The organism is Acinetobacter sp. UBA5984, from assembly GCF_002429925.1.
Classification (GTDB): domain Bacteria; phylum Pseudomonadota; class Gammaproteobacteria; order Pseudomonadales; family Moraxellaceae; genus Acinetobacter; species Acinetobacter variabilis.
This window is the reverse complement of sequence record NZ_DJBE01000005.1, coordinates 79252-101226: the sequence shown is the minus strand read 5'-3', so window position 1 is coordinate 101226 and position 21975 is coordinate 79252. Positions and strand designations below refer to the sequence as shown.

The 21975-nt window shown below is 41.3% G+C and carries 16 protein-coding genes; 9 read left to right on the top strand and 7 right to left on the bottom strand.

Annotated elements, in window-relative coordinates; translation table 11 throughout:
* Positions 1-33: 33 nt before the first annotated feature.
* Together B3J29_RS01395 and apbC are read left to right on the top strand one after the other, a co-directional pair.
* Entirely contained in the window at positions 34-846 is an 813-nt protein-coding gene (locus tag B3J29_RS01395) for a hypothetical protein (protein ID WP_104425842.1), read from the top strand.
* Positions 847-1134: 288 nt separating this feature from the next.
* Entirely contained in the window at positions 1135-2394 is a 1260-nt protein-coding gene (gene apbC, locus B3J29_RS01390) for an iron-sulfur cluster carrier protein ApbC (protein ID WP_175968056.1), read from the top strand.
* A gap of 40 nt (positions 2395-2434) precedes the next feature.
* On the opposite strand, the gene B3J29_RS01385 is transcribed toward apbC, so the two are convergent.
* From B3J29_RS01385 to B3J29_RS01375, 3 genes are read right to left on the bottom strand one after another with little or no spacing between them, the layout of a single operon-like run.
* Positions 2435-4450 carry a TRAP transporter permease gene (locus tag B3J29_RS01385; protein WP_175968054.1) on the bottom strand — a complete coding sequence of 672 codons (2016 nt, stop codon included), beginning with the start codon at positions 4448-4450 and terminating at the stop codon, positions 2435-2437.
* Positions 4447-4932 carry a DUF1850 domain-containing protein gene (locus B3J29_RS01380; protein WP_005237021.1) on the bottom strand — a complete coding sequence of 162 codons (486 nt, stop codon included), beginning with the start codon at positions 4930-4932 and terminating at the stop codon, positions 4447-4449. The genes B3J29_RS01385 and B3J29_RS01380 overlap by 4 nt, the downstream gene beginning before the upstream one ends.
* Positions 4932-5936, bottom strand: a complete 1005-nt coding sequence (locus B3J29_RS01375) for a TAXI family TRAP transporter solute-binding subunit (protein WP_175968052.1) — start codon at positions 5934-5936, stop codon at positions 4932-4934. The genes B3J29_RS01380 and B3J29_RS01375 overlap by 1 nt, the downstream gene beginning before the upstream one ends.
* A 646-nt stretch (positions 5937-6582) precedes the next feature.
* Between B3J29_RS01375 and B3J29_RS01370 the strand changes: the two genes are divergently transcribed.
* The 6 genes from B3J29_RS01370 (at position 6583) to B3J29_RS01345 (ending at position 14476) form a co-directional block, all read left to right on the top strand.
* Complete coding sequence (locus B3J29_RS01370) at positions 6583-7176, top strand: LysE family translocator (protein WP_175968050.1); 594 nt, start codon at positions 6583-6585, stop codon at positions 7174-7176.
* Positions 7177-7298: 122 nt separating this feature from the next.
* Positions 7299-7868 (top strand): dCTP deaminase, encoded by a 570-nt coding sequence (dcd, locus tag B3J29_RS01365; protein ID WP_004785008.1) that lies wholly within the window; start codon positions 7299-7301, stop codon positions 7866-7868.
* Between the two features lie 233 nt (positions 7869-8101).
* Entirely contained in the window at positions 8102-10111 is a 2010-nt protein-coding gene (locus B3J29_RS01360) for a hypothetical protein (protein WP_175968048.1), read from the top strand.
* Between the two features lie 12 nt (positions 10112-10123).
* Positions 10124-10840 carry a hypothetical protein gene (locus B3J29_RS01355; protein WP_175968046.1) on the top strand — a complete coding sequence of 239 codons (717 nt, stop codon included), beginning with the start codon at positions 10124-10126 and terminating at the stop codon, positions 10838-10840.
* A gap of 29 nt (positions 10841-10869) precedes the next feature.
* The gene (locus B3J29_RS01350) at positions 10870-13044 is read left to right on the top strand and encodes a DUF6160 family protein (protein ID WP_175968045.1); all 2175 of its coding nucleotides are present in this window, start codon (positions 10870-10872) and stop codon (positions 13042-13044) included.
* 16 nt (positions 13045-13060) lie between these two features.
* Positions 13061-14476 (top strand): hypothetical protein, encoded by a 1416-nt coding sequence (locus tag B3J29_RS01345; RefSeq protein ID WP_104425850.1) that lies wholly within the window; start codon positions 13061-13063, stop codon positions 14474-14476.
* Positions 14477-14522: 46 nt separating this feature from the next.
* Here B3J29_RS01345 and B3J29_RS01340 read toward each other — a convergent pair whose 3' ends face one another.
* From B3J29_RS01340 to B3J29_RS01325, 4 genes are all read right to left on the bottom strand, one after another.
* Positions 14523-16250, bottom strand: coding sequence for a proline--tRNA ligase (locus B3J29_RS01340; protein ID WP_175968043.1), 1728 nt, complete (start codon positions 16248-16250; stop codon positions 14523-14525).
* Between the two features lie 96 nt (positions 16251-16346).
* On the bottom strand, positions 16347-19454 hold the full coding sequence (locus B3J29_RS01335; protein WP_175968041.1) for an efflux RND transporter permease subunit: 3108 nt from the start codon (positions 19452-19454) through the stop codon (positions 16347-16349).
* A gap of 18 nt (positions 19455-19472) precedes the next feature.
* A complete protein-coding gene (locus B3J29_RS01330; protein WP_175968039.1) occupies positions 19473-20600 on the bottom strand; it encodes an efflux RND transporter periplasmic adaptor subunit in 1128 nt (375 codons plus the stop codon).
* A gap of 51 nt (positions 20601-20651) precedes the next feature.
* Positions 20652-21296 carry a hypothetical protein gene (locus B3J29_RS01325; protein ID WP_034170199.1) on the bottom strand — a complete coding sequence of 215 codons (645 nt, stop codon included), beginning with the start codon at positions 21294-21296 and terminating at the stop codon, positions 20652-20654.
* Between the two features lie 282 nt (positions 21297-21578).
* Between B3J29_RS01325 and pilG the strand changes: the two genes are divergently transcribed.
* Positions 21579-21962: a twitching motility response regulator PilG gene (gene pilG / locus B3J29_RS01320; RefSeq protein ID WP_004784987.1), complete on the top strand. Its 384-nt coding sequence runs from the start codon at positions 21579-21581 to the stop codon at positions 21960-21962.
* Positions 21963-21975: the final 13 nt, after the last annotated feature.

Below are 21975 nucleotides of genomic sequence, written 5' to 3'. Positions count from 1 at the left end.
TCATTTTTATTATGACGCCTTAGGAGGGTACTCATGACTCAGAATAACCAGACAAGTACTTCAAAACAGAATCAAGATAAAGAACAACATGCACGAGAGCTGCATGACAAAATTGAACAAGAGCAGAAGCAGAACGAGATTGATAAACAGCATAAGCAGAAACATGAAGAAGTCCTAGAAGCCCAAAAAAATGGTGCTGATGAAAAGTCTGATAATCAGCGAGACTCTAAAGCCTCTGGTAATCAGCAATCAGAGCAAAAAGATGCGTCTAAAAATGACCAATCTGATTTTGATAATGTTGATCAATCAGATAAAAAGACCGAAAGCACCAAAATGGATGACTTAAAAGCAAAAGCCATCGCAATTGGCGAAGAGCTATTGCAAAAAGGCGAAAAGATTCTGAATGAGCTGAAAAATGGCAAATCAGACAGCCAAAAAAATGGTGAACAAGGTTCAGATGATTCGAAAAAGGCACAAGCAGATCAAAGTTCTGGAGATAAATCAGCAAATCAGGCTGACCAGGATCGTATGGCAAATTTAAAAGATGAAGCGCTACACAAGTTTGAAGATACCAAGGTCAAAATTAGTGATTTGGTAAATGAAGCTGCTACGAAACTAAATGAGTTGAAACAGATGGCGGCTGAAACCATGACCAAAATGAAAGGCGATGACCAGTCTCAGTCAGATGATTCAAAAAAGCAGGATCAGGATTCTTCATCTAAAGAGGCTAAGGATAAGGACCAAAAATCAGCTCAGACCAATAACAAAGATGATGCTAAAAAGGATCAGGATAAGGCTGATCAATCTGGGCAAAACAAGACCGATCAAGATAAAAATCATAAATAATCATTTCATATCGAAAACCACTTCATTCAGTTTTTGAATGAAGTGGTTTTTTAATGGCTACTATCTAATTAATTTGATTTAAAATTTTAAATATCAATAATATAAAACAATAAATAAGATGTGATGCTGACTTTATAAATTTTCTTCCCTGTAACCCTTTAAAACCAAGTAAAATAGTTGGAAATCATATTTGTCTTTCAGGCTTGTGAATACAGATTGCTTAACCTGAGCCAAAAACCTCGTTAAACTAAGCTATTCAGATGTCTATCTATATTTTTGGAGTAACCTATGTCCTGGCTTTCTTCGCTTAAATCGGTTTTTTCGCCTTCCAAGGAGGTGAACGAAGAAGCTGTGCAGAACGTACTGCAAAATTATGTCTTGCCAAATTCTAGCAATGCACTGAAAGACCGGATTACTCAGGTCAATGTGCAAGGTGAGATTCTGCAAATCACCATTAATACCTATCCGGAAGAAAAAGAGCAGTTACAGCAGATTCATGATGAACTGGCGGATGCGCTAGAGAAATGCGGTATTAAAGAACTAAACCTGCATGTGATTCAGCAAAAGACGAGTCATAAAAAAGAAGGCGGTTGTGGACATCATCATGCAGAAGGCGAGAGCTGTTCCAGCCAGCCGCAAACTGCTGCTTCAAAATCGAATCTGCCACCTGTGGTTGATGCTTCAGGTCATGCAGCTCAAGCAGAAGCTGACCCAAATAATCCACCGATCCAGAAAGCTGCTCCACAGCAACGTGATGTGCCGAAGCATCCACGTATTCAGAATGTCATTCTGGTCTCTTCAGGCAAGGGTGGTGTTGGTAAATCTACAACGACTGTGAATCTGGCTTTGGCTTTGCAAAAATTAGGTTTGAAAGTGGGTGTACTGGATGCGGATATTTATGGTCCAAGTATTCCGACGATGCTCGGCAATGCCGGCAAAACCCCGATGATCGAAGCCGAGCAGTTTGTCCCACTCGATGCTTACGGTATGGCAGTACTGTCGATTGGGCACTTAACGGGTGATAATAATACGCCGGTTGCTTGGCGTGGTCCTAAAGCAACGGGCGCCTTGATGCAGCTATTCAATCAAACCTTATGGCCGGATTTGGATGTTCTGATGATCGACATGCCACCAGGTACAGGTGATATCCAGTTAACACTCGCTCAGCGTATCCCAGTCACAGGTGCTGTGATTGTGACCACACCACAAAACGTGGCATTGCTGGATGCGACCAAAGGTATTGAACTGTTTAACCGTGTGCAGATTCCAGTGATGGGAGTAGTCGAAAATATGTCGACCCATATCTGTTCGAACTGCGGTCATGAAGAACAGATCTTTGGTAAAGGCGGCGGTGATAAACTGTCAGAGCAATACAATATTCCATTGCTCGGTCGTTTGCCTTTGAATGCAGTGATTCGTGAAAATGCCGATGCTGGTAAGCCTTCAGTGATTGCTGGAGATGATGCTGCTGAAAGTTACATGGCTATTGCTCAGAAAATTGCAGCAAAATTGCCAAAAGCAGAAAAAGATAAAACTCGTATTTTCTAAGATTCTATAGTGAAAAAAAAGAGAGCCGAGGCTCTCTTTTTTATGAGGTTTTAGTAGCAACTGTATTTTCTTTTCTTGCCTGAATGATATTAAAGCCAATTGCAATAATCACCATGATGGTGCCGATAATATCGGTCATGGTCTCAGGCACAATCATCATGAGTGCGCCAACCCCCAGGAAGATGCGCCAGAACCAGCTCAGAGCTATTTTAAAATAGCCTTCTACTGCAGCGCCAAGTGCCAGAATGCCGACAATCGACGTCACAGTAATACTTAAAATGACATTCCATGCCGGTAAGGCAAATTCTTTGGCATTCACGGCAATATCTGTTGTATCAATCATCAGCATCGCCGGGTTATAGACAAACAGGAATGGCACAATAAAGCCAGCCAGAGATAGGCGTAGTGCCAGGAATCCAGTCCGCATTGGATCACCACCCGCAATCCCGGCACCGGCAAAGGCGGCCAAGGCGACGGGTGGGGTAATATTGGCAAACAGGCCAAAATAGAACACGAACATATGCGCAACTAGGATTGGAATATCAAAGTTGGCTAAAGCCGGAGCTGCCATGGTTGCGGTAATAATATAGGCAGGAATGGATGGTAGGCCCATACCCAAAATCATCGATGCAATCATGGTAAAAAACAGTGTTAGAAACAGACTGCCTGCACCAATACTCATAATTGAAGAGGTCATTACCGAGCCAAAACTGGTCAAGCTGACCACACCGATAATAATACCCACCACTGCACAGGCAGACATCACAGAGAGTGACTGTTTAGCACCATCTGCCAGTGCTTCCAGGATTTCCTTCGGTCCCATCCGCGTAGATTTTCTAAATGCAGCAACAACGATGGTTAATAAAATAGTATAAACCGCTGCATAGCTGACCGGAATTGACTGGAATAAGAACACCACAAGCGCAATAATTGGAAGTAATAAATGTCCGCGCTCTTTCAGAACTTCTTTGACTCGTGGCAAGTCTGCTTTGGGAACGCCTTTAAGATTATCCCGACCTGCTCTGAAATGGACTTGTGCCATCACACCGAGGTAATACAGTAGGGCAGGCAATACCGCGGCTAAGGCAATCGTGCCATAACTGACACCAGTTGTTTCGGCCATGATGAATGCACTAGCCCCCATGACTGGAGGTAAAATCTGCCCACCTACAGAAGCACTGGCTTCCACTGCACCGGCAAAGTTTTTGTGGTAGCCAATTTTTTTCATCAAGGGAATGGTAAATGAACCGGTTCCTACGACATTGGCAACCGCCGTACCATTAATACTACCCATAAAACCACTGGAAATCACCGCAACTTTGGCTGGCCCACCTTGCTTATGACCGGCAAGTGCCATCGCCAGATCATTGAATAATTTTCCCATTCCCGATTTCGCCAAAAATGCACCAAACAGGATAAACAAGAAAATGAAGGTGACTGAAGCACCAATGGCTGAAGAATATAAACCTTCAGTCTTCAGATACATTTGCCCGAAAATATCACTGAATGTATAGGGGCGAGTGAGCAAGCGATCCGGCATCCAGTCAAAATGACTGACAAATGGATAGCTTAAGAAAATCAGTCCCAAGATCGGCAACATCCAGCCCATTACCCTTCGAGCAGCCTCAACCACCAATACTACCGTCATGATTGAGAAGACAATGTCCAGTGTATTGGGAATGCCTCCCCGGGTAGTCATAATGGCTTGGTATTCTTTAAACAAATAAAAGAAAGAAGCAAAAGAGGCAATGACCCAAATCCAGTCCGTCCATGCGACCTTTTGCCGGCTACTGGCCTGACGTGCTGGATACAACAAGAAAATCAGCGCCAGACCAATGGATACATGGGCTGCACGTTGAATCAGTTCTGGCAAGGGATTAAAAGTAATATAAAGATGAAATAACGAATAGGATATTGCCAAGGCAGCAATAAACCAGCGAACCGATTTGTTGATCGGATTGCGAGTGACAGATTCACGGTCAAATTTTTCTAATAATTCTTGTTGCTGTTGATCATCCAGTGCTTCAGTCACATTTCTTGTTTCTTGTGGATTCATAGGCAATCATTTAAACCTCTTTTTTTCCATAGGCTGTCTTTTTTTATAGAGATCTGTACCGTGCTATAGTCAGGAAAATCCTGATAAATATTCCAGATCCGATCAGCACTCTCAATTTTTCCCTGCATCCTGCGTGAAATGACCCAATTGATTTCTTTCATCTTCCGGTTGATTTGCATATGGATATTGCCATCATCCAGTCGAGTAATAGTACCTTGATCAGGTGTACCCGCACCAAATGAGATGAACTGAGTATCTGTCAGAATGAAATAGTCATTGCTTAGAAGATAACGTTCTTTCCACTGTGTTCTTTCTACCGAATGCATCCAGCTCAGCTGAAAAGATTTCTGGTCAATTTTGCACTGAAAATTTTGTTCTTTCACTTCCACAAAAATATACGGAAATGTCATCCAAACACAGCTAATAAAAAAAGCAGCCAAACTAAAAAGTGCAGCAATCGCTGCACCTTGTATCCATTTCATCAGTTCGCTTTATTCTCATCATAGAATTTTTGCGCGCCCGGATGCAGTGGAGCAACCAGACCTTTTTGTGCACCTTCTAAAGTGATTTCTTTAGCAGCCTGATGCGAATTTGCCAGCTGATCCAGGCTGGAGAAGAACGTTTTGGTTAGCTTATATACATCATCGGTAGACAAATCTGAGCGAACCACCAATGCATTCATGATCGCTGCTGTTGGAATATCTTCAGCATTGCCATAGGTCCCTTTAGGAATGGTCATTGGCAGGAAATACGCCTGATCTTTGGCAATCGCTTTCACTTTATCTGGATTGATGCTGACCAATTGAAGGTCAAAACCCTGTTGCAGTTCCATTAGGGAGGAGTTTGGAAGACCACTGGTCAAGAAGGCTGCATCCAATTTTCCGCCTTTCAAGGCATCCGCTGCTTCGGCATAACCTAAGTAATCTACTTTGACATCCTTATAAGTGATACCAAAACCGTTTAATAGAGTACGGGCATTCACTTCTACACCTGAATTCTGGGCGCCCACCGCAATACGTTTGCCCTTGAGATCTTCAATATTTTTGATACCAGAGCGCTTTGAGGTTACGATTTGCACATAGTTCGGATAAAGCGCAGCGATCTGCTGCACGTTGTCAATTTTAGAACTAAAACTGCCTTGACCATTAATTGCTTCGGTTAAGCTGTCGCTCATGACAAAGGCCATTTCAACTTTGTTCTGTTTTAATAAATTTAGATTTTCGACAGAAGCCCCTGTGGTCTGGGTTTTGGAACTCACGCCGTAGGTCTTGTTATAGATTTCAGCCAATCCTGTTCCGATGACATTATAAGGACCTGAAGCACCGCCTGTCGCAATATTCACAAATCGGGTTTGCAGTTTATCTGCAGCTACGCTCTCACCAGATGCAGCCTGATGATCTGATTTATTTTGTGCATTATCATTCGAGCAAGCAGCTACGCCTGATAGCGCTAAACTCATGACTGAAAGTTTGATCCATTTATTCATATATGACTCCTGATATTATTCTGTAGTTATTAAAATATAATTAAAACAACAATATACTAAACCGTCTGAATGTTAAAAAAATGTGAATTATCAATTGTTGTCCTTGTACAATTTAACAGCAATTATTTTGTCTGAATACCTTTAATAGCATTTTTTTCGAAATTTTACTTTATCAATATGTTGAACAAATTTAGCAAGATAGACATCTTAAATGGAGAGTGGAAATTTAATCATTAGGAGTTAGGTAAAAGTTGCTCCCATCATCAAATCTTTCTAAAGTGCCCAAAGTTCATAGGCAAGAGCAGGGATTTTAGTGAATTAAAATTCAATCAAAGGTTACCAGAAATAATGATTTCAAAGTTTTGGATGATTTTTCTTTCATGTTGTTGAGACTAATATTTCAGGAACTTTAAGTCCGAATACTCTATAGAAACTTCTACTTTTATAGAAATTTTATTATGAGCTTATAGGTTTATAAATTGACAAAATTGACTGAAATTAATTTTTCTTTTATTTTGATATAATTATATGAAATTCATTAAAAAATAATAAAATATAAAATTTTTTAATATGTTCTCTTACAATTATTTTTTTGCAGATTTGACCAGATCATTCTATGCTTAAGACCTAAGAGCGAGGTCAAACTATGATTTCATGGTTATTTATTGGTTTAGTGGCAGCCATTCTATTAACACCGGGCCCAACCAATACTTTATTGGCATCGTCAGGTATTCAAGTTGGATTTAGAAAAACTTTTCGCCTTATCCCTGCAGAAGCTTTCGGCTATCTCATCGCAATTACATTCTGGGGCTTTTTGATTGGTAAAATCTCGGTCTATTTGCCGGAATTACCTCATATTCTCAAACTCTGTAGTGCTGTTTATATTCTATTTTTAGCTTTAAAATTATGGCGTACTGCAGAACTTGGTGAAAATTTTCAATGTATTTCGATTCGGGCACGGGAACTATTTTTTGCGACTTTGTTGAATCCTAAAGCATTATTATTTGCTTCGGCCATTTTCCCGGTCATTGTATGGAAAAGCAGTCAATATTATGTGAATTATATGCTAGTATTCTTGGCATTACTTATTCCTATCGCATTTTTCTGGACCTTTTTAGGTAGTTTATTGGCTAGAAAAAACAATCGCTGGCTGAATCAAAAGAACTTACAAAAGACTGCTTCCATTATTTTAATGAGCTTTTCTGTACCTTTATCCTATTCAGCACTCCTCAGTCTTTAAACCTGAAAAAGCAGCTAAATTTCCTGAAATTTAGCTGTCAGAATTTCGCTTATTTTCATTAGTGTCAATTTCAGTTAAAGTACGTCGCAATTACTTATTTTTAAGATTTTTGGATTATATCAATGGCAATTAAGTCTGATCGTTGGATTCGCGAAATGAGCGAAAAACACGGCATGATTGAACCGTATGCAGAAAACCAGATTCGTCTGGATGAAAATGGTCAAAAGCTGATTTCTTATGGTGTTTCAAGCTATGGCTATGATGTGCGCTGTGCGCGTGAGTTTAAAGTATTCACCAATGTTCACTCTGCAATTGTCGATCCGAAAAACTTTGACGAAAAAAGCTTTATCGATATTGAATCGGATGTTTGTATCATTCCCCCCAACTCATTTGCGTTGGCACGTACAGTAGAATACTTCCGTATTCCACGAAATGTACTGACCGTTTGCTTGGGTAAATCGACCTATGCACGTTGTGGCATTATCGTGAATGTGACTCCACTTGAACCTGAGTGGGAAGGTCATGTCACGCTAGAGTTTTCGAATACGACTAACCTGCCTGCACGTATTTATGCGGGTGAGGGTGTGGCTCAAATGTTGTTCTTCGAATCAGACGAAGTTTGTGAAACCTCCTATAAAGATCGTGGTGGTAAATACCAAGGGCAGACAGGCGTTACTTTGCCTAAAGCTTAATCGTTTTAAAGCATTCAATAAGCGAGGCAAATGCCTCGCTTATTTTTTTGCTGTTTCATTCATCGGAAACTCGGGGTTTTTAGGCTTTTGGCTTTGGTAATCCTGCTAAAAATAAGCATAATGAAGAATGAATATATAAAAAAGATGTGCCAAGCATCATAAAAATCAAAAATTGAAGGCTGGGAAGCTGAAGGATAAAGATGCGGAGCATCAGATAAGAAGGATAGGTCGAGATGGCTCAAATAAAAGCTAAATTTCAATTTCGTAAAAGCTATTTGGCAATGATGATCGGTTTAGGATTATTGCCATCCGCACATGCAATGCAGGAATTAACTGATTCTTCTCTTTCTGATACTACCGGTGAAGGTGTTGCCCTAGTACTTGATGACTTTAAAATGGTTTTTCAGGCACCGAATGATGCTTCCAGTGGTTCAAGCTATGCACGAGGTATTGCCAATCCAGGTCAGGCAGACACTGGCTTTATTCGTATTATTCCGACTGGAGAGAACTATGCTCAGTTAGGTGAACGTGCCTATAACAAAGTCTATGATCGAGTGTATGCAAGTAGCTATTTAAATGGTATTAGTGCAAATGCCAATCTTTATCAAACGACTTATAACAATAGTGTCAGTACCTATAAAACTCAAAACTATAATTCGACTTTAACTGCAATCCGTAATGAAATTGGTGCTAATGCGCGTAGTGGTATTGTGGAAGAATATCGTAATTCGACATTAATGCAGCAATATTATCAGCAGCGTTATGAGGATTATTATGACGGTACAATTATTACAGGATTAAAAAGTGACGGAACAACATCTCATATTTTAACTGCATGGCAAAAAGATAAATCTGTCGAATATGCATTAAAAAATACCTATGAAATGATCGAATTGTTATATGGAAACAAGGTAACCACTCCATTAAATAATACTTGGACTCAACAAGCGGGTACCCGAACCAATGCTATTGATTCAAGAGTTACTAAAGTTGTAGAGAATGCGACACAAGAAAAATTAGCAATTGAAGCTGATAGGTATGCACTGATTCAGGCAAAAAATGCAGTGACTGCTATGGAACAGGCGGTTAAAGCGAGCGCAACAACAGCGGCCAAAGAAGCTGCAATGAGTGCCTCAGTCAGTACGCTACGTACGAAAGCTGATGTATTTATCTATGGTTTAGCTTTATCAAAAAGTGATAACTCACTCAGTAGTCGCTATAGCAATCAGGGGTTTAATTGGGGAACAGCCAGCAATCCCTGGTTATTTCATGCCGGAGCCGAAACAGTAAAACAGTTCACGGATACTGGAAAAGAAGTTGGCTATCTAGCTTTGGAAGCACCTCTTGCAACAGTTGCTGCAAATGAAGCAGATAATAATATTAAGCTTGGTTTCTGGACTGATATTTTCTCACGTTCTTTAAATTCAAGTAATACCGTAGATTATGCTACTGGAGCACCTACTTCAGGCTTAGATATTTCTGAACGTTTTCGTGCACAGTTTATTGCTAATGGCTTGAGCATGAACGGTTCGCAAGTCCGATTATTTCAAACCCTTACATCGCCTGATCTTGCATATAGTCAAACCTTGGGCCTGGCGAGTCTGATCCGACTCAATACTAATGATGATCCCTCTACTTTGACCAGTGATTCAAACAATTTGAACAGTAAAGGGATTCGTATTAGTACTGCAGCAAAAGAGAATAATCTTGATGGAGATGGTCCGACCCCTGCTTTAAATGGCTCTGCAGCTCCTATATTTCATGATACCGAGGGATTGTATTTATATAGCCCGAATATCAACTTAGTACTAGGAACTATGTACCAACCTTTTGTTGTGGGTTCGGAAGGAAATAATATTATTTTGGAAGTGACACGTATTCCTAAAATTCCAGATATTTACAACCGGATTTATCAGCGTTATCCAGATGGAAAAGGTGGCTTTTTAGGATCAGAAGCACTTTTAGGCTCTACATGTAATGTATATACGTGTGGTACTGAAATTAAAGCTCAAGCTTCAGATAGCATTGCCTTGTATCAAGGACGCGATGCAACTCATAGTAGTATCGCCATTGGTTCTGTTGAACGTATTGCCAATACCAATATGCTGAAAGCGAAAGATGATAATAATGCAACCGGTGTGGTATTTAGGGGAGCTACTGATAATTCAATGAGGAATTTTGGTTCAGCAGTAATTGATGGTGTGTTGATTCAACATCTAAAAATAAAAACGACAGGTCTATAAAGGAATAGGGCAATGTTGAAAAAGTTAATGCTTGCTACAGTTCTTGGGATTTCTTTAGCAACACAAGCCGGCTTGGTCAGTCTTGATCCGCAGCAAATGACAGCAGAAACGGGTCAAGGCGGAGCGGATTTAAGCTGGACCTTGTCACTCAATCATCAATACGCTACTGATTTAACGAAATCTCAAATTTCTGAAACGGTCGCTAATAAGTTAGAAGTGTATTACAAGCCAACAACAGATTGTGGAATTAACACCTTGTTTTGTCGCTTGGCTATTTCTCCGAACAATCATGTCGACGCCCAAGGCAATAAAAAATGGCTAGTATTTAAAGGAATACAAGGCACCCTGCAAATTGATAAGTTTTCTATCGATGGCACCACGATTACTAATGCGGCAGGCGATTCTCAAACAGCCATGAAAATCACTTTTTATGATGATAAACCTTTAAAAATAAGAAATTTGGGCTTTAATACTTTGGCTATTGAAACCGGAACCGGTGAGGGTGATAAGGAAGGCTATGCCAATTCAGAAAAGTATACGACCTTCACCAATCGTGTTTATAAAGAGGACGGTACATATACCACTGCCTCAGCAGATGTTCCAGAATTTGACCAGGGGCGTGAGAAGGGCTTTATGGGTCTCAATATGCACGGCAACATGCACATGTCAGGAAACTTAAAAATATTTGGCTTTAACTGCTCAGCAGGGAGTGCACAAAGCCGTTGCTAACTGCATGGATGCAGCATAGGGATGAAAGAATGAAAAAAATAAAATCACAAATTAAATTATTAACGGCATGTATCTGTTTGGCACAGCATAGTTATGCACTAGAGCTGATTGAAGAACAAGAATTAGGTTATATCACTGGTCAAGACGGTATTACGATTACGCACAAGGTATCAAAAGTTGAAGTTGAACAGCTCAATTGGTATGACCCGAATGCTGATGTAAATACCAAGATGGGACTGGGATTGCATAAAGTAAAAATCTTAGGCAAAGATCAAAATGCGATTTTAAGCCAGCTTAAGTTTGATGTCGGTGCGACCGATGCTGGTGCAGGGATTCGTTTAGAAGCAAGCGTAGCTCCCTTTAGTGCCAATGCAGATTTTAAACTGGTGAGTAAGGAATGTGCTGGAACAAGCTGTGTCGAAAACAATCAAAATTTGGGCAAACTAGGTCTTGCGATTGATAGTCCATTTAAAATGGTGCTTCAAACGACAGCTGGTTTATTCAATAAGAATGAAACAGCTACTATCGATTTCAATTTGCAAGATGCCACGATTAAACATACTTTAGGTACAAATAGCTTAGTTCTAGATAACTTTAATTTTAACTTCGCTGGTACGGGCTATATGTATATAGACCCGACAAAAGGCATCGTACTCGCCAGTAAAAGTGGCACACAAGACCATCTAATTAATTTAAAACCAGTGGCTGTAGGAACAACTGGTGCGCAAACAGCTGGATTAAACTTTGATTTACGCTATCAGAATGGAGATGGCGATTTAAAAAATATCATGCGCTATGGTATTTCGGGTGCAGTGAGTAATGCACGTTTGTCGTTAGGTGCCGATCAGTCAAAACTGAATTCTTTTGATATAAGTAATAAAGTTGGTGGTGTGCTGACGCGACAAGATCATAGACTTTCAAGCTATAACGCAGGTGAAGGTGGCTTGCATCTTGGTTTATCAGCTGATTTTACCAATCAGGAAGTGGCAGCAGCGCAGGGTTTAAAGCCAACGACTTTGGAAATTGGTCATACCGGCAAAGGAAGCTATGCAGTTCAGTTTAATGAATTACGTTCATTAACTGGAAAGAATAATGCTTATATTGATTTTGGCGATATTTATATCAATACAATTCAGGCACAGAGCCTAGAGTTTTTAGTGAATGACAATATTAAGTCAACGCTTAGACGAAGTAATCCGATTTTGCAGCAAACTTTAAGCAGTACGTCTGCTAATCAGGACTTTGCACTAATTGCCATACGGGGTATGGATTTCCAGTCGATTGCAGCCAAAGCAAATTTTATTTCTAATGATACTGGTGTTATTTCCGGGAATAGTGGTTCTTGGGGAATTGGTATTCCAATTTACAACTTGAATGCCAATGTTGCCTTGTCGGGTACAAAATATGACGGTGACAAGAATGGTATTGCCTATAACGTGATGGCATCAACTGAAGGTTATGGAAAGGATGCCAAAACTGGAGCATCAAGTACAACCTCAATTCTTTTAATTGATGGTGGTGTAGAGAATGGCCATGCGCGAAACTATTATGCTGGCCTTCGAAATATTGATGCCTTTATTGAATCCAAAGGGGTGATTGGTTATGAGGATGAAGGCATCTATGTAAAAGCTGATAAATTGCTGATCGCAGCGAAAGCTGAGGTGGCAATTGGGCAACTACCGGGATCTAAATATAACTGTGTATCAGGCAATAAATGTGATCAGTTTGTTCCTGATGACAATTTTTCTAAACGCGACGATGTATTAACAACAATTGCCATGATGCTTGATGGTAGTGGTGAGTTAATGATTATTCCAGGACTGGATGTAGCAGACGAAAATTATTTATCGCTGGATGCAAACTTTAAGTTCCGAACATTAACTTCTACAGAAAAAGGTGATGTTAATAATCTTGGTAGTTATTTTAGTCTGATTAATGAAGATGTAGATAGCACAGGTGCAGTTCATACTTCTGCGATTAACTTTAATCGTATGGAAGGGAATTTAGGATTAATCACTAAAATAGGCGTGAGTGAAGATACTGTTACTTTAGATAATCAAATTAAATTTAATAAAGATCAGAAGATTATCGAGCCGTTTAGAACCAACATGGCCATGACCACAAATGGCAATATGCAGAATATAGCAACAATTGCACTCACAGGCGGAACCATGCGCAGTACGCTTGGTATTACACCGCGCTGAAATAAGGGATGATTTCATGAAAAAAATAATATTGAATAGCTTGATTGTCACTTTAATGGGCCTTACTCAACAGGCGATGGCTATGACAGCCTTAGACGATGAGGCTTTATCGGCAGTTGATGCACAGGCATTATTAAATTTGGAAAATGCTTATGATTCATCACAAGGGATTAACTTCCATAAGCTAAGTATTGAAGCTTTAATGGAATTGAACATTAATATCAAAACTTTGCAGCTCGGTTGTGGTGGAACTAATAACAGTATTGGGAATACCAATGGTTGTGATATTGATATTTCTAACTTGGCTTTGAGTGGCTTAAATACCAGCCTTGATGATAAAGGTAACCCTGTCTTTTCAGACGACCGTGCTAATACCAGTGCCAGTGTGAGTAATCCCTTTGTTGAGTTTGCAATTAAAAATGGTGGAAGTGCCTCTACCCGAGAAGTGGTCGGTTTCCGTCTAGGTGCAGATAAAATTGTTGGACTCTTAACCATGGGAACTGACAACGTTGAAAATCCGAATGATGGCCTCAAAAGTTTTAGTGGTTATATGAAAATGGCGCAAACCACTGGTGAGTCTGTTACAAAAGCGGGAACCTTTGGTATTGCAAATGATGAAAAAATCTCAGGGAATCTAAAGGCTTTAGGACAAACACGTACTTTCACCAGTAAGCCAGGTGCTGATGGCCATACCGGGATTACAGTGCCTTCCATGCGGGTAGACTTTACTATGCCAGAAACTGTCGTGACTGGGCAACGCTTAAAGTCAGCGACTGTAAGTAATATCCGTTCTACTATTGCTTCGATTCCATTAGCAAAGGCTTTAACGGGTTCAACTTTGCCAAATGATGTGATTGGTACACCAGATTTTTCAAAAGATAAGCTGTATGTAGAGTTTGATCCATTAATTGGACTTCTTAATTTAGGAACACATTCTTTCTTTCAAATGGGTGCTGGTTCAAGTCTGGATAACCTGAATATGGACATCACCTTTGTTCAGGCTCTAAATATGATCCATAATATTCCATTAAATGGTACAGGCGGTTATTTGTCTTTACAGAGTCAGAATGTGCATTGGCAAGGTGCGGACGCGGCTGATATTGCCAAACCAGGTTGGTGGCTATCTTTTAAAGACCCGATTCAACTGGGTGTATTAAAAACTACAGATGAAGTTGATATTTCATTCGTGTTACCTCAGGTAGCAACTGCTATTTCTGAATTTCTTTTACGACCTGAAAACTTGATCGATGTCAGTGTGGGTGAGGCTCTAGGGTCTCTGGCGAATGTCGCGGTGGTACGTAAATTGAATATTGATGTAGGTAAATTTACTAACTATGTAGATGGTACTCCTGCAACTTTAACCTTAATGGATAAGCTGCTACAGAACCAGAATGTGACCTCAAACTGCTTTGGCGGACATAAGTTCTGCTAATTCAGACATATAAAAAATCCCGCTCTAGGCGGGATTTTTTATTGATTCAGAAAAAATTATTTAGCAATTTTGCCAGTAGTTCTTCTTTCGAAAGATTTACTGATTCTGCATCACGGCGACCTTTATATTCAAAAGTACCTGCATCCAGACCTTTTTCACCAATCACAATGCGATGTGGAATACCAGTCAATTCAAGATCAGAGAATTTCACACCTGGACGTTCATTACGGTCATCAAGCAGTACGTCAAAACCAGCAGCTTGCAGTTCTGCATATAAGCTTTCAGCAGCTTCTAAAGTGCGAGGTGATTTATGCGCATTCATTGGCACAATTGCTACTTCAAATGGAGCGATCGCAGCCGGCCAGATGATGCCTTTTTCATCGTAATTCTGTTCAATTGCAGATGCTACGACACGTGTCACACCAATACCATAACAACCCATGGTTACAGTGAATGGTTTGCCATCCTCACCTAAGACCTTACAACCTAAAGCTTCAGAATATTTTTTGCCTAACTGGAAGATATGACCCACTTCGATACCACGTTTGATTTGAAGTGTACCTTTGCCATCTGGAGAAGGATCGCCTTCAACCACATTACGCAGGTCATAAACTTCGCTAAACTGCGCATCACGTTCCCAGTTCACGCCAGTTGCGTGCTTGTCTGCTTCATTTGCACCCGCGACGAAGTCAGAAAGTACAGAAGCAGCACGGTCAACAATCACTGTTAGGCCTTTTTCTACTAAACCTTGTGGACCTACAAAACCAGCAGTCAAACCTAGTTCAGCAAGTTGAGCTTCAGTAGCAAAAGCCAAAGGCGCAGCAATTTTTGGATGCTTTTCGGCTTTAATTTCATTCAGTTCATGGTCACCACGAAGGAACAGGGCAACGACAGGAGCTGCTTTACCTTCTTCAGCTGCAACGCCTTGAACCAGTAATGCCTTCACTGAATGTGCAGGGTCAGTGCCAAGGAAGCTTGATACATCAGCAATCGTTTTTTGATTTGGGGTATCAACCACTTTCAGTTCTTGAGTTGGAGCAGCACGATCGCCCACCAGAATCGCTTCAGCCATTTCGATGTTAGCCGCATAATCAGATTCAGTTGAGAATGCGATATCATCTTCACCACTTGAAGCCAAGACGTGGAATTCGTGTGAACCTGAACCACCGATTGAACCGGTATCCGCTTGTACTGGACGGAAATCCAGACCTAAACGGGTAAAGATCTTGCAGTACGCTTCGTACATTTTATCGTAAGTTTCTTGCAGAGATTCCTGATCCGCATGGAAAGAGTAAGCATCTTTCATGATGAATTCACGTGAGCGCATTACACCAAAACGAGGACGGATTTCATCTCGGAACTTGGTTTGAACCTGGTAGAAGTTTGCAGGCAATTGTTTGTAACTTTTTAGCTCATTACGTGCCAGATCAGTGATCACTTCTTCGTGTGTTGGACCAAGCACAAAGTCATTGGTATGACGATCTTTAAAACGTAATAGTTCAGGACCGTATTGCACATAACGACCAGATTCTTCCCAAAGAGAAGCTGGTTGAGTCACAGGCATCAAGACTTCGAGTGAACCCGCGTTATTCATTTCTTCGCGAACGATCGCTGCAACTTTATTTAATACGCGAACGCCCATCGGCAGCCAGGTGTACAAACCTGAAGCCAACTTACGAATCATACCGGCACGAAGCATCAGCTGATGTGAAATAATTTCAGCATCGTTCGGGGTTTCTCTCAACGTTGCAAATAAAAAGCGACTCGCGCGCATGGAAACTGTCCTAAAAAATTAAGCGTTAAAGCAGAGATTATACAATAAAAAATGAGGTGAACATTCGTGAATGTCACCTCATTGTGATGGTTTAAATTATGCCATGATTTTACGGGCTTGGCGCAGCATAAAATTCTTAAGGTCATCCAAATAAGTGAAAATCACTGGAACCACGACCAATGTCAGCAGGGTGGAGGTAATTACCCCGCCGATCACGGCATGTGCCATCGGTGCACTTTGTTCACCACCTTCACCTAAGCCCAGAGCGAGCGGCACCATTCCCATGACCATGGCACTGGTGGTCATCAGAATTGGACGTAAACGGGTTTTGCCGGCATTCAGAATCGCATCATAACGGGCTTCACCCCGATCCATGGCTTTCTTGATGAAGTCGATAAGCAGAATCGCATTTTTGGTTACCAGACCCATCAGCATAATAATCCCGATAATCGAAAACAGGTTCATGGTCGAATTAAACAGGAACAGCGCCAGGAATACACCAATTAATGACAAAGGTAATGAAGCCATAATGGCAGCAGGATGAATAAAGCTGTTGAACTGTGAACCCAGCACAATATAAATAAATACAATCGACAGGGTAATCGCAGTCAACGCATAACCAGCGGATTCTGCCATATCTGCATTGGCACCTTGGGTATCAAAACTATAACCCGGTGGCATGTCGAAATTATCCTGAAGTCTGCTAATGTCAGTACCGATGTCACCTGCAGGGCGTCCAGAGGTATTTGCTTCAACCAGCACCTCACGCGCCAGGTCACGACGATTAATTTGAGAAGCTCCCAGTTTTTCCTCAAAATTAGCAACGCTAGAAAGCGGGATCAAAATCGGCTGATTATTGCCATCCATTTTAGATGAAGTGATATACATATTTTGCAGATCGCTCGGCAGGGTGCGCCGGTCTTCGGTCAGGCGTAAGTTAACATCATAAGTTTCACCTTTTTCATCCTGCCACGTGGTGACATCATCGCCGGCAATCAATGGGCGAACTACATTGGCAATTTGATTGACTGACAAACCAAGATCACTGGCCAGAACGCGATTGATCTGTACACCTAAGGTCGGTTTTGGCTCTTTGAGGGATGTTTCCAGATCGACGATGCCATCAATTTTAGCCATCTCGACCATAAAGCGATCGGAAATCTTTTGTAGTTCATTCAAATCAGGGCCCTTGATTGAGATCATAATCGGCTTTTGACCACCCGATACGGTTTCATCCGCGGAAGCAACTGAGGTAATGGTAATGCCGCCCACAGATTGTAAACGTTGACGGAATTCATTATTGAGATCATTCAAGCTTTTCTCACGTTCAGTCCGCGGAGTTACAGTGACACGTAAGCTGACATGATTTTTACCGCGATCGGTCACACCATTAATTACGCCATAAGTTGCACGTACATCAGGATGCTGACGTACGATTTTATCGACCTGTTGCAGTTTGGCTTGTGAATATTCCAGTGAAGCATCGACTGGGGTTTCAAACTTGATCCGGATTTCACCCTTATCCGGGACAGGTACAAACTCGGTACCAATCAGTTTCGAGAGTGCTAAAGCGCCAAACAGAGATGCCACTGCAATCACAATGGTAATGAACCTAAAGCGTAAAGCCAGTTTCAATAGCTTTTCATAAACATGACTTAAATTGTCTAATTTGCCTGAAATCCAGTTAAAGAAGCGTTTGATTCGGCCCGGCTTTTTATTGGGATCTTTTTTCTTTTCTGCCCAATGTGCAGATAGCATTGGATCCAGAGTAAAACTGACAAACATGGAAATCAGAACGGCGGTACTCACCGTCACACCGAACTGATAAAAGAAACGCCCAATAATTCCACCCATAAAGGCAACAGGCAAGAAGACCGCGACGATTGTCAATGTTGTTGCCAGAACAGCAAGACCAATTTCTTTGGTTCCGTCCAGTGCAGCAGTGACATGGTCTTTACCCATATCGGTATGCCGTACGATATTTTCCCGTACTACAATTGCATCATCAATCAGCAAACCGATACTTAAAGACAGGGCCAATAAGGTCATCATGTTAATACTGAAACCAAAAGCCCAGATAAAGGTCAAAGTTCCGAGCAAAGCGATCGGTAAAGTGAGGCCAGTAATGACCGTTGAGCGGAAAGAACCTAAAAATAACAGAACAATTAGGACAGCAAGAACTGCACCTTCGATAATGGTACGCGCCACATCACCAATGGTGCCGCGGATGCTTTTTGAAGAATCTACCACAACTTTTAAGGTGGTTCCTTGTGGCAGTTGGGATTTGAGGCTTTCAAGGGTTTTGTAAGTACTGTCTACAACTTCAATGACATTAGAATCAGAGCTACGCAGGATGTCAACTGCAACTGCAGCTTTACCATCCAGAAATGCACCAGTTTCAAGTTCTGCCTGGCTATCTTCAATTTCTGCGACCTGTTTCAGAAAGATCGGTGCACCATTTTTATTGGCAATCACCAAATCGCCAAAGGCGAGGGGATGTAGCACTTTGGAATTGATCTCAATCACCAGTTCCGAGTTGCCAGATTTTAATGTACCGCCCGGAACTTCGATATTTTCAGATTTCAGAGTATTAATGACGCTATCCACGCCGATACCAAAAGCTTGCAGTTTCTGGGGTTCAACCTGAATGCGAATCTGGCGCTGTGCATCACCAAGAAGGTTGACTGTACCTACTCCCGGAACAGTTCGTAGTTGTGGAACAATGCGCTGATCCAGATAGGAACTCAGTGCCTTTAAATCCATATTGTCGGACTCAAATACGATCGACATGATTGCATTGGCAGTCGGATCATAACGCTCGACAACCGGTTCCTGAATTTCATCACGGAATTCGGCGGTGACTGAGGCAATTTTGTCACGGACATCCTGTGCCGCCATGGTAGAAGGAACTTCCAGATTGAATTCGGCCGTAATCATCGACAGGCCTTCACTGGATTGTGAAATTACCTGTTTTAAACCAGAAATAGTATTGATCTGGTCTTCAAGTTTTTTGGTAATTTCCGATTCAACGGTTTCTGGAGAAGCGCCTGGATAGCTGGTATAAATCACCACAAAGGGAAAGTCGACATCCGGAAATTCTTCTACACCCATGCGCTGCCAGGAAGCTAGTCCAAGCACCATCAAACAGAACATCATCATAATGGTGAAGACGGGATACTTCACACTAATTCGGGTAAACCACATATTAATGATCCTGTCTGATTAGTTGGAACGCAGTGTCACTGGCTTGTTGAGATCTGCCTCAGTAAATGGAATGCGACTGACCTGATCACCTGTCTCCAGACCCTGGATCACTGCAGTATTCTGGTTATAGCGCTGTTCCAGAACCTGAACATTCACTTTAATAATTTTGTTCTGGCGAATAACCCAGACATAAGGTTTATTCTGGATATCCTGAACGGTATCGAGGGGAATAATCTGACCAGAAACTTGTTGAGAACTCAGAATATTGCCTTCAACAAAAGAGCCAATACTTAAAGAGGGAATACTTTCATTCGGTCTGGCGAAGAATTCAATCTGCCGACTGGCCTGATTGGCAATTGGAGACACCCGGCTAATAGCAGCGGTATACGTATTTGGATTGCCCTGAATCTGATATTCAATTTTGCTGCCTAAACGCAGACTGGCCTGCATCTCACTCGGGACACGGGCCTGAATTTCCAGTTGATTTGGATTTACGATTTCAAACAGGGTTTGTCCGATCGCCACGGTTTGACCGGGCTCAACCTGACGCTGAGTGATCACGCCACTAATCGGGCTAGTGATAATGCCATCACGATCGGCTTTTACGGCAATATCGACATTGGCTTGCTGTGCGCGGACATTTTCAATCTGGGCCTGATAGTCAACCTGGCTTAGCTCATATTCAACTTTAGAGATAAAGCCTTGGTCGAGCAGACGCTTTTTGCGCTGCATCATGTTGCGCGCCTGATTAGCCTGTGCCTGGGTAGATGCCAGATTGGCACGGGCCTGAGCCAGACGTGCGGCATTATCCTGATTATTTAAGCGAACCAGTACCTGACCTTTAGCTACATTGTCACCGACCTGAGCATTAACACTGGTGGCAGTGGCAGAAACCTGCGCCTGAATACTGCTTTGGTTGACTGCGCGAATAGTACCGGTAAATGCGGATTTCTGGATTGAAGTACCTGTCTTTACGGCAACCAGATCCTGAGGAATCAGTTCAATTGTTTTTGGACTTTCGGCTTGCGGTGTAGATTCATTTTTATTGCAGCCGCTTAGAAAAAGACTTAAGCAAAGTGCACTCATCATCAATACAGAGCGCGAAGAAGAGGTCTTTGAAATATGAAAATGCTGTGCAAATGGCATATTAATCCTTTTCACTTGTGGTCGTTTAAAGCAACAACAAGTTATTTGTGTTTATTCAAGTGCTTTTAAACGGGCAATAATTCTGTCGTATTCCGCTTCCATATTTCGATAGCGAGTTTGTAAAGATTGAATATTTTCTTTTTGAGAAATCAGGTTTTTCTGGTTGTTTTCAAGGTTGGCTTTTAAAGAGGCCGGGGGATTATTGCCTTTACGTAAATATTCACGTTCTTGGCGTACAAACATGACCCGGTCTTGCTGCAACTGTTTCATCTGCTCTTGCTGAAAGGCAATCTGTTTCTTCAGTTGGCTCAGACTTTCATTCTTTTTCTGTAGAGCAACATGGCTATTGGTATAGGCACGTTTCAGCTTTTGATCTTCTGCGATGCGCTGGGCTTGCTGGGCACGTTGCGGCGCCTGTTTAATATCTTTATCGACATTATAAGGACGTGCACGTTTAATGACCTGCATATTCTGGTCAAGTGCCTCATAGCCATAGCGGATATGGTTGGGGGTAACGTTAGTGCTGATATTGGCCACGCCTTTATTATCATAATAGCGATACCAGGTGGCTTTTGGTGGCTGGTTAGTTGAGGCATATGAAATGGTGACCTGAAGAAAAAGTGTCACTGCAAATATGAATTGGCCAGTCATTTTATTTTTATCAATGAAAGCAAGTTTTTCTGAAAACTGACTCATCATTGGCTCCCCAATTGAAAGTTGACTAAATTACTTATTTTAAAGTAATAATAATGCTATATTAGACTCAAACTCACGAATTAAAAACTACCGTCAGTCAAAAAAAAAGCAATGACAAAATAAAAATGTGAAATGGTTGATGAAATCCGCTATTTTTGCACACTTGTGTAGAAAATGTTCATTGATAATACAAGTGGATTTGTGTTAAAAATGTTTATCGATCGTAATAAAATAATCCTATGAGCCTTATGGCGCATCGTTTCTAAAATGGGAAGGGTCAAAATGGACGATAAATTCCAAAATCTAAAAGTTATGGTCATTGATGACTCAAAGACCATTCGTCGTACAGCAGAAACTCTTCTACAGCGCGAAGGATATGAAGTCGTGACTGCGGTAGATGGTTTTGAAGCTTTATCAAAAATCGCAGAAGCCAATCCAGATATCGTATTTGTAGACATCATGATGCCTCGTCTAGATGGTTATCAAACTTGTGCGTTGATTAAAAACTCTCAAAATTATCAGAATATTCCTGTGATTATGCTTTCGAGTAAAGATGGCTTATTTGATCAGGCCAAAGGTCGTGTTGTTGGTTCGGATGAATACTTGACTAAACCTTTCAGTAAAGATGAATTGCTTAATGCAATCCGTAACCATATTAGTGCTTAATAATTGATTTTTT

What these genes read in the sequence shown, in the direction of transcription:
- B3J29_RS01325 (WP_034170199.1), bottom strand. Translation starts at nt 21,296, where the DNA reads ATGAGTCAGTTTTCAGAAAAACTTGCTTTCATTGATAAAAATAAAATG.
- B3J29_RS01335 (WP_175968041.1), bottom strand. Translation starts at nt 19,454, where the DNA reads ATGTGGTTTACCCGAATTAGTGTGAAGTATCCCGTCTTCACCATTATG.
- B3J29_RS01330 (WP_175968039.1), bottom strand. Translation starts at nt 20,600, where the DNA reads ATGCCATTTGCACAGCATTTTCATATTTCAAAGACCTCTTCTTCGCGC.
- pilG (WP_004784987.1), top strand. Translation starts at nt 21,579, where the DNA reads ATGGACGATAAATTCCAAAATCTAAAAGTTATGGTCATTGATGACTCA.
- B3J29_RS01370 (WP_175968050.1), top strand. Translation starts at nt 6,583, where the DNA reads ATGATTTCATGGTTATTTATTGGTTTAGTGGCAGCCATTCTATTAACA.
- B3J29_RS01395 (WP_104425842.1), top strand. Translation starts at nt 34, where the DNA reads ATGACTCAGAATAACCAGACAAGTACTTCAAAACAGAATCAAGATAAA.
- apbC (WP_175968056.1), top strand. Translation starts at nt 1,135, where the DNA reads ATGTCCTGGCTTTCTTCGCTTAAATCGGTTTTTTCGCCTTCCAAGGAG.
- B3J29_RS01345 (WP_104425850.1), top strand. Translation starts at nt 13,061, where the DNA reads ATGAAAAAAATAATATTGAATAGCTTGATTGTCACTTTAATGGGCCTT.
- B3J29_RS01385 (WP_175968054.1), bottom strand. Translation starts at nt 4,450, where the DNA reads ATGAATCCACAAGAAACAAGAAATGTGACTGAAGCACTGGATGATCAA.
- B3J29_RS01340 (WP_175968043.1), bottom strand. Translation starts at nt 16,250, where the DNA reads ATGCGCGCGAGTCGCTTTTTATTTGCAACGTTGAGAGAAACCCCGAAC.
- B3J29_RS01380 (WP_005237021.1), bottom strand. Translation starts at nt 4,932, where the DNA reads ATGAAATGGATACAAGGTGCAGCGATTGCTGCACTTTTTAGTTTGGCT.
- B3J29_RS01375 (WP_175968052.1), bottom strand. Translation starts at nt 5,936, where the DNA reads ATGAATAAATGGATCAAACTTTCAGTCATGAGTTTAGCGCTATCAGGC.
- B3J29_RS01355 (WP_175968046.1), top strand. Translation starts at nt 10,124, where the DNA reads ATGTTGAAAAAGTTAATGCTTGCTACAGTTCTTGGGATTTCTTTAGCA.
- dcd (WP_004785008.1), top strand. Translation starts at nt 7,299, where the DNA reads ATGGCAATTAAGTCTGATCGTTGGATTCGCGAAATGAGCGAAAAACAC.
- B3J29_RS01350 (WP_175968045.1), top strand. Translation starts at nt 10,870, where the DNA reads ATGAAAAAAATAAAATCACAAATTAAATTATTAACGGCATGTATCTGT.
- B3J29_RS01360 (WP_175968048.1), top strand. Translation starts at nt 8,102, where the DNA reads ATGGCTCAAATAAAAGCTAAATTTCAATTTCGTAAAAGCTATTTGGCA.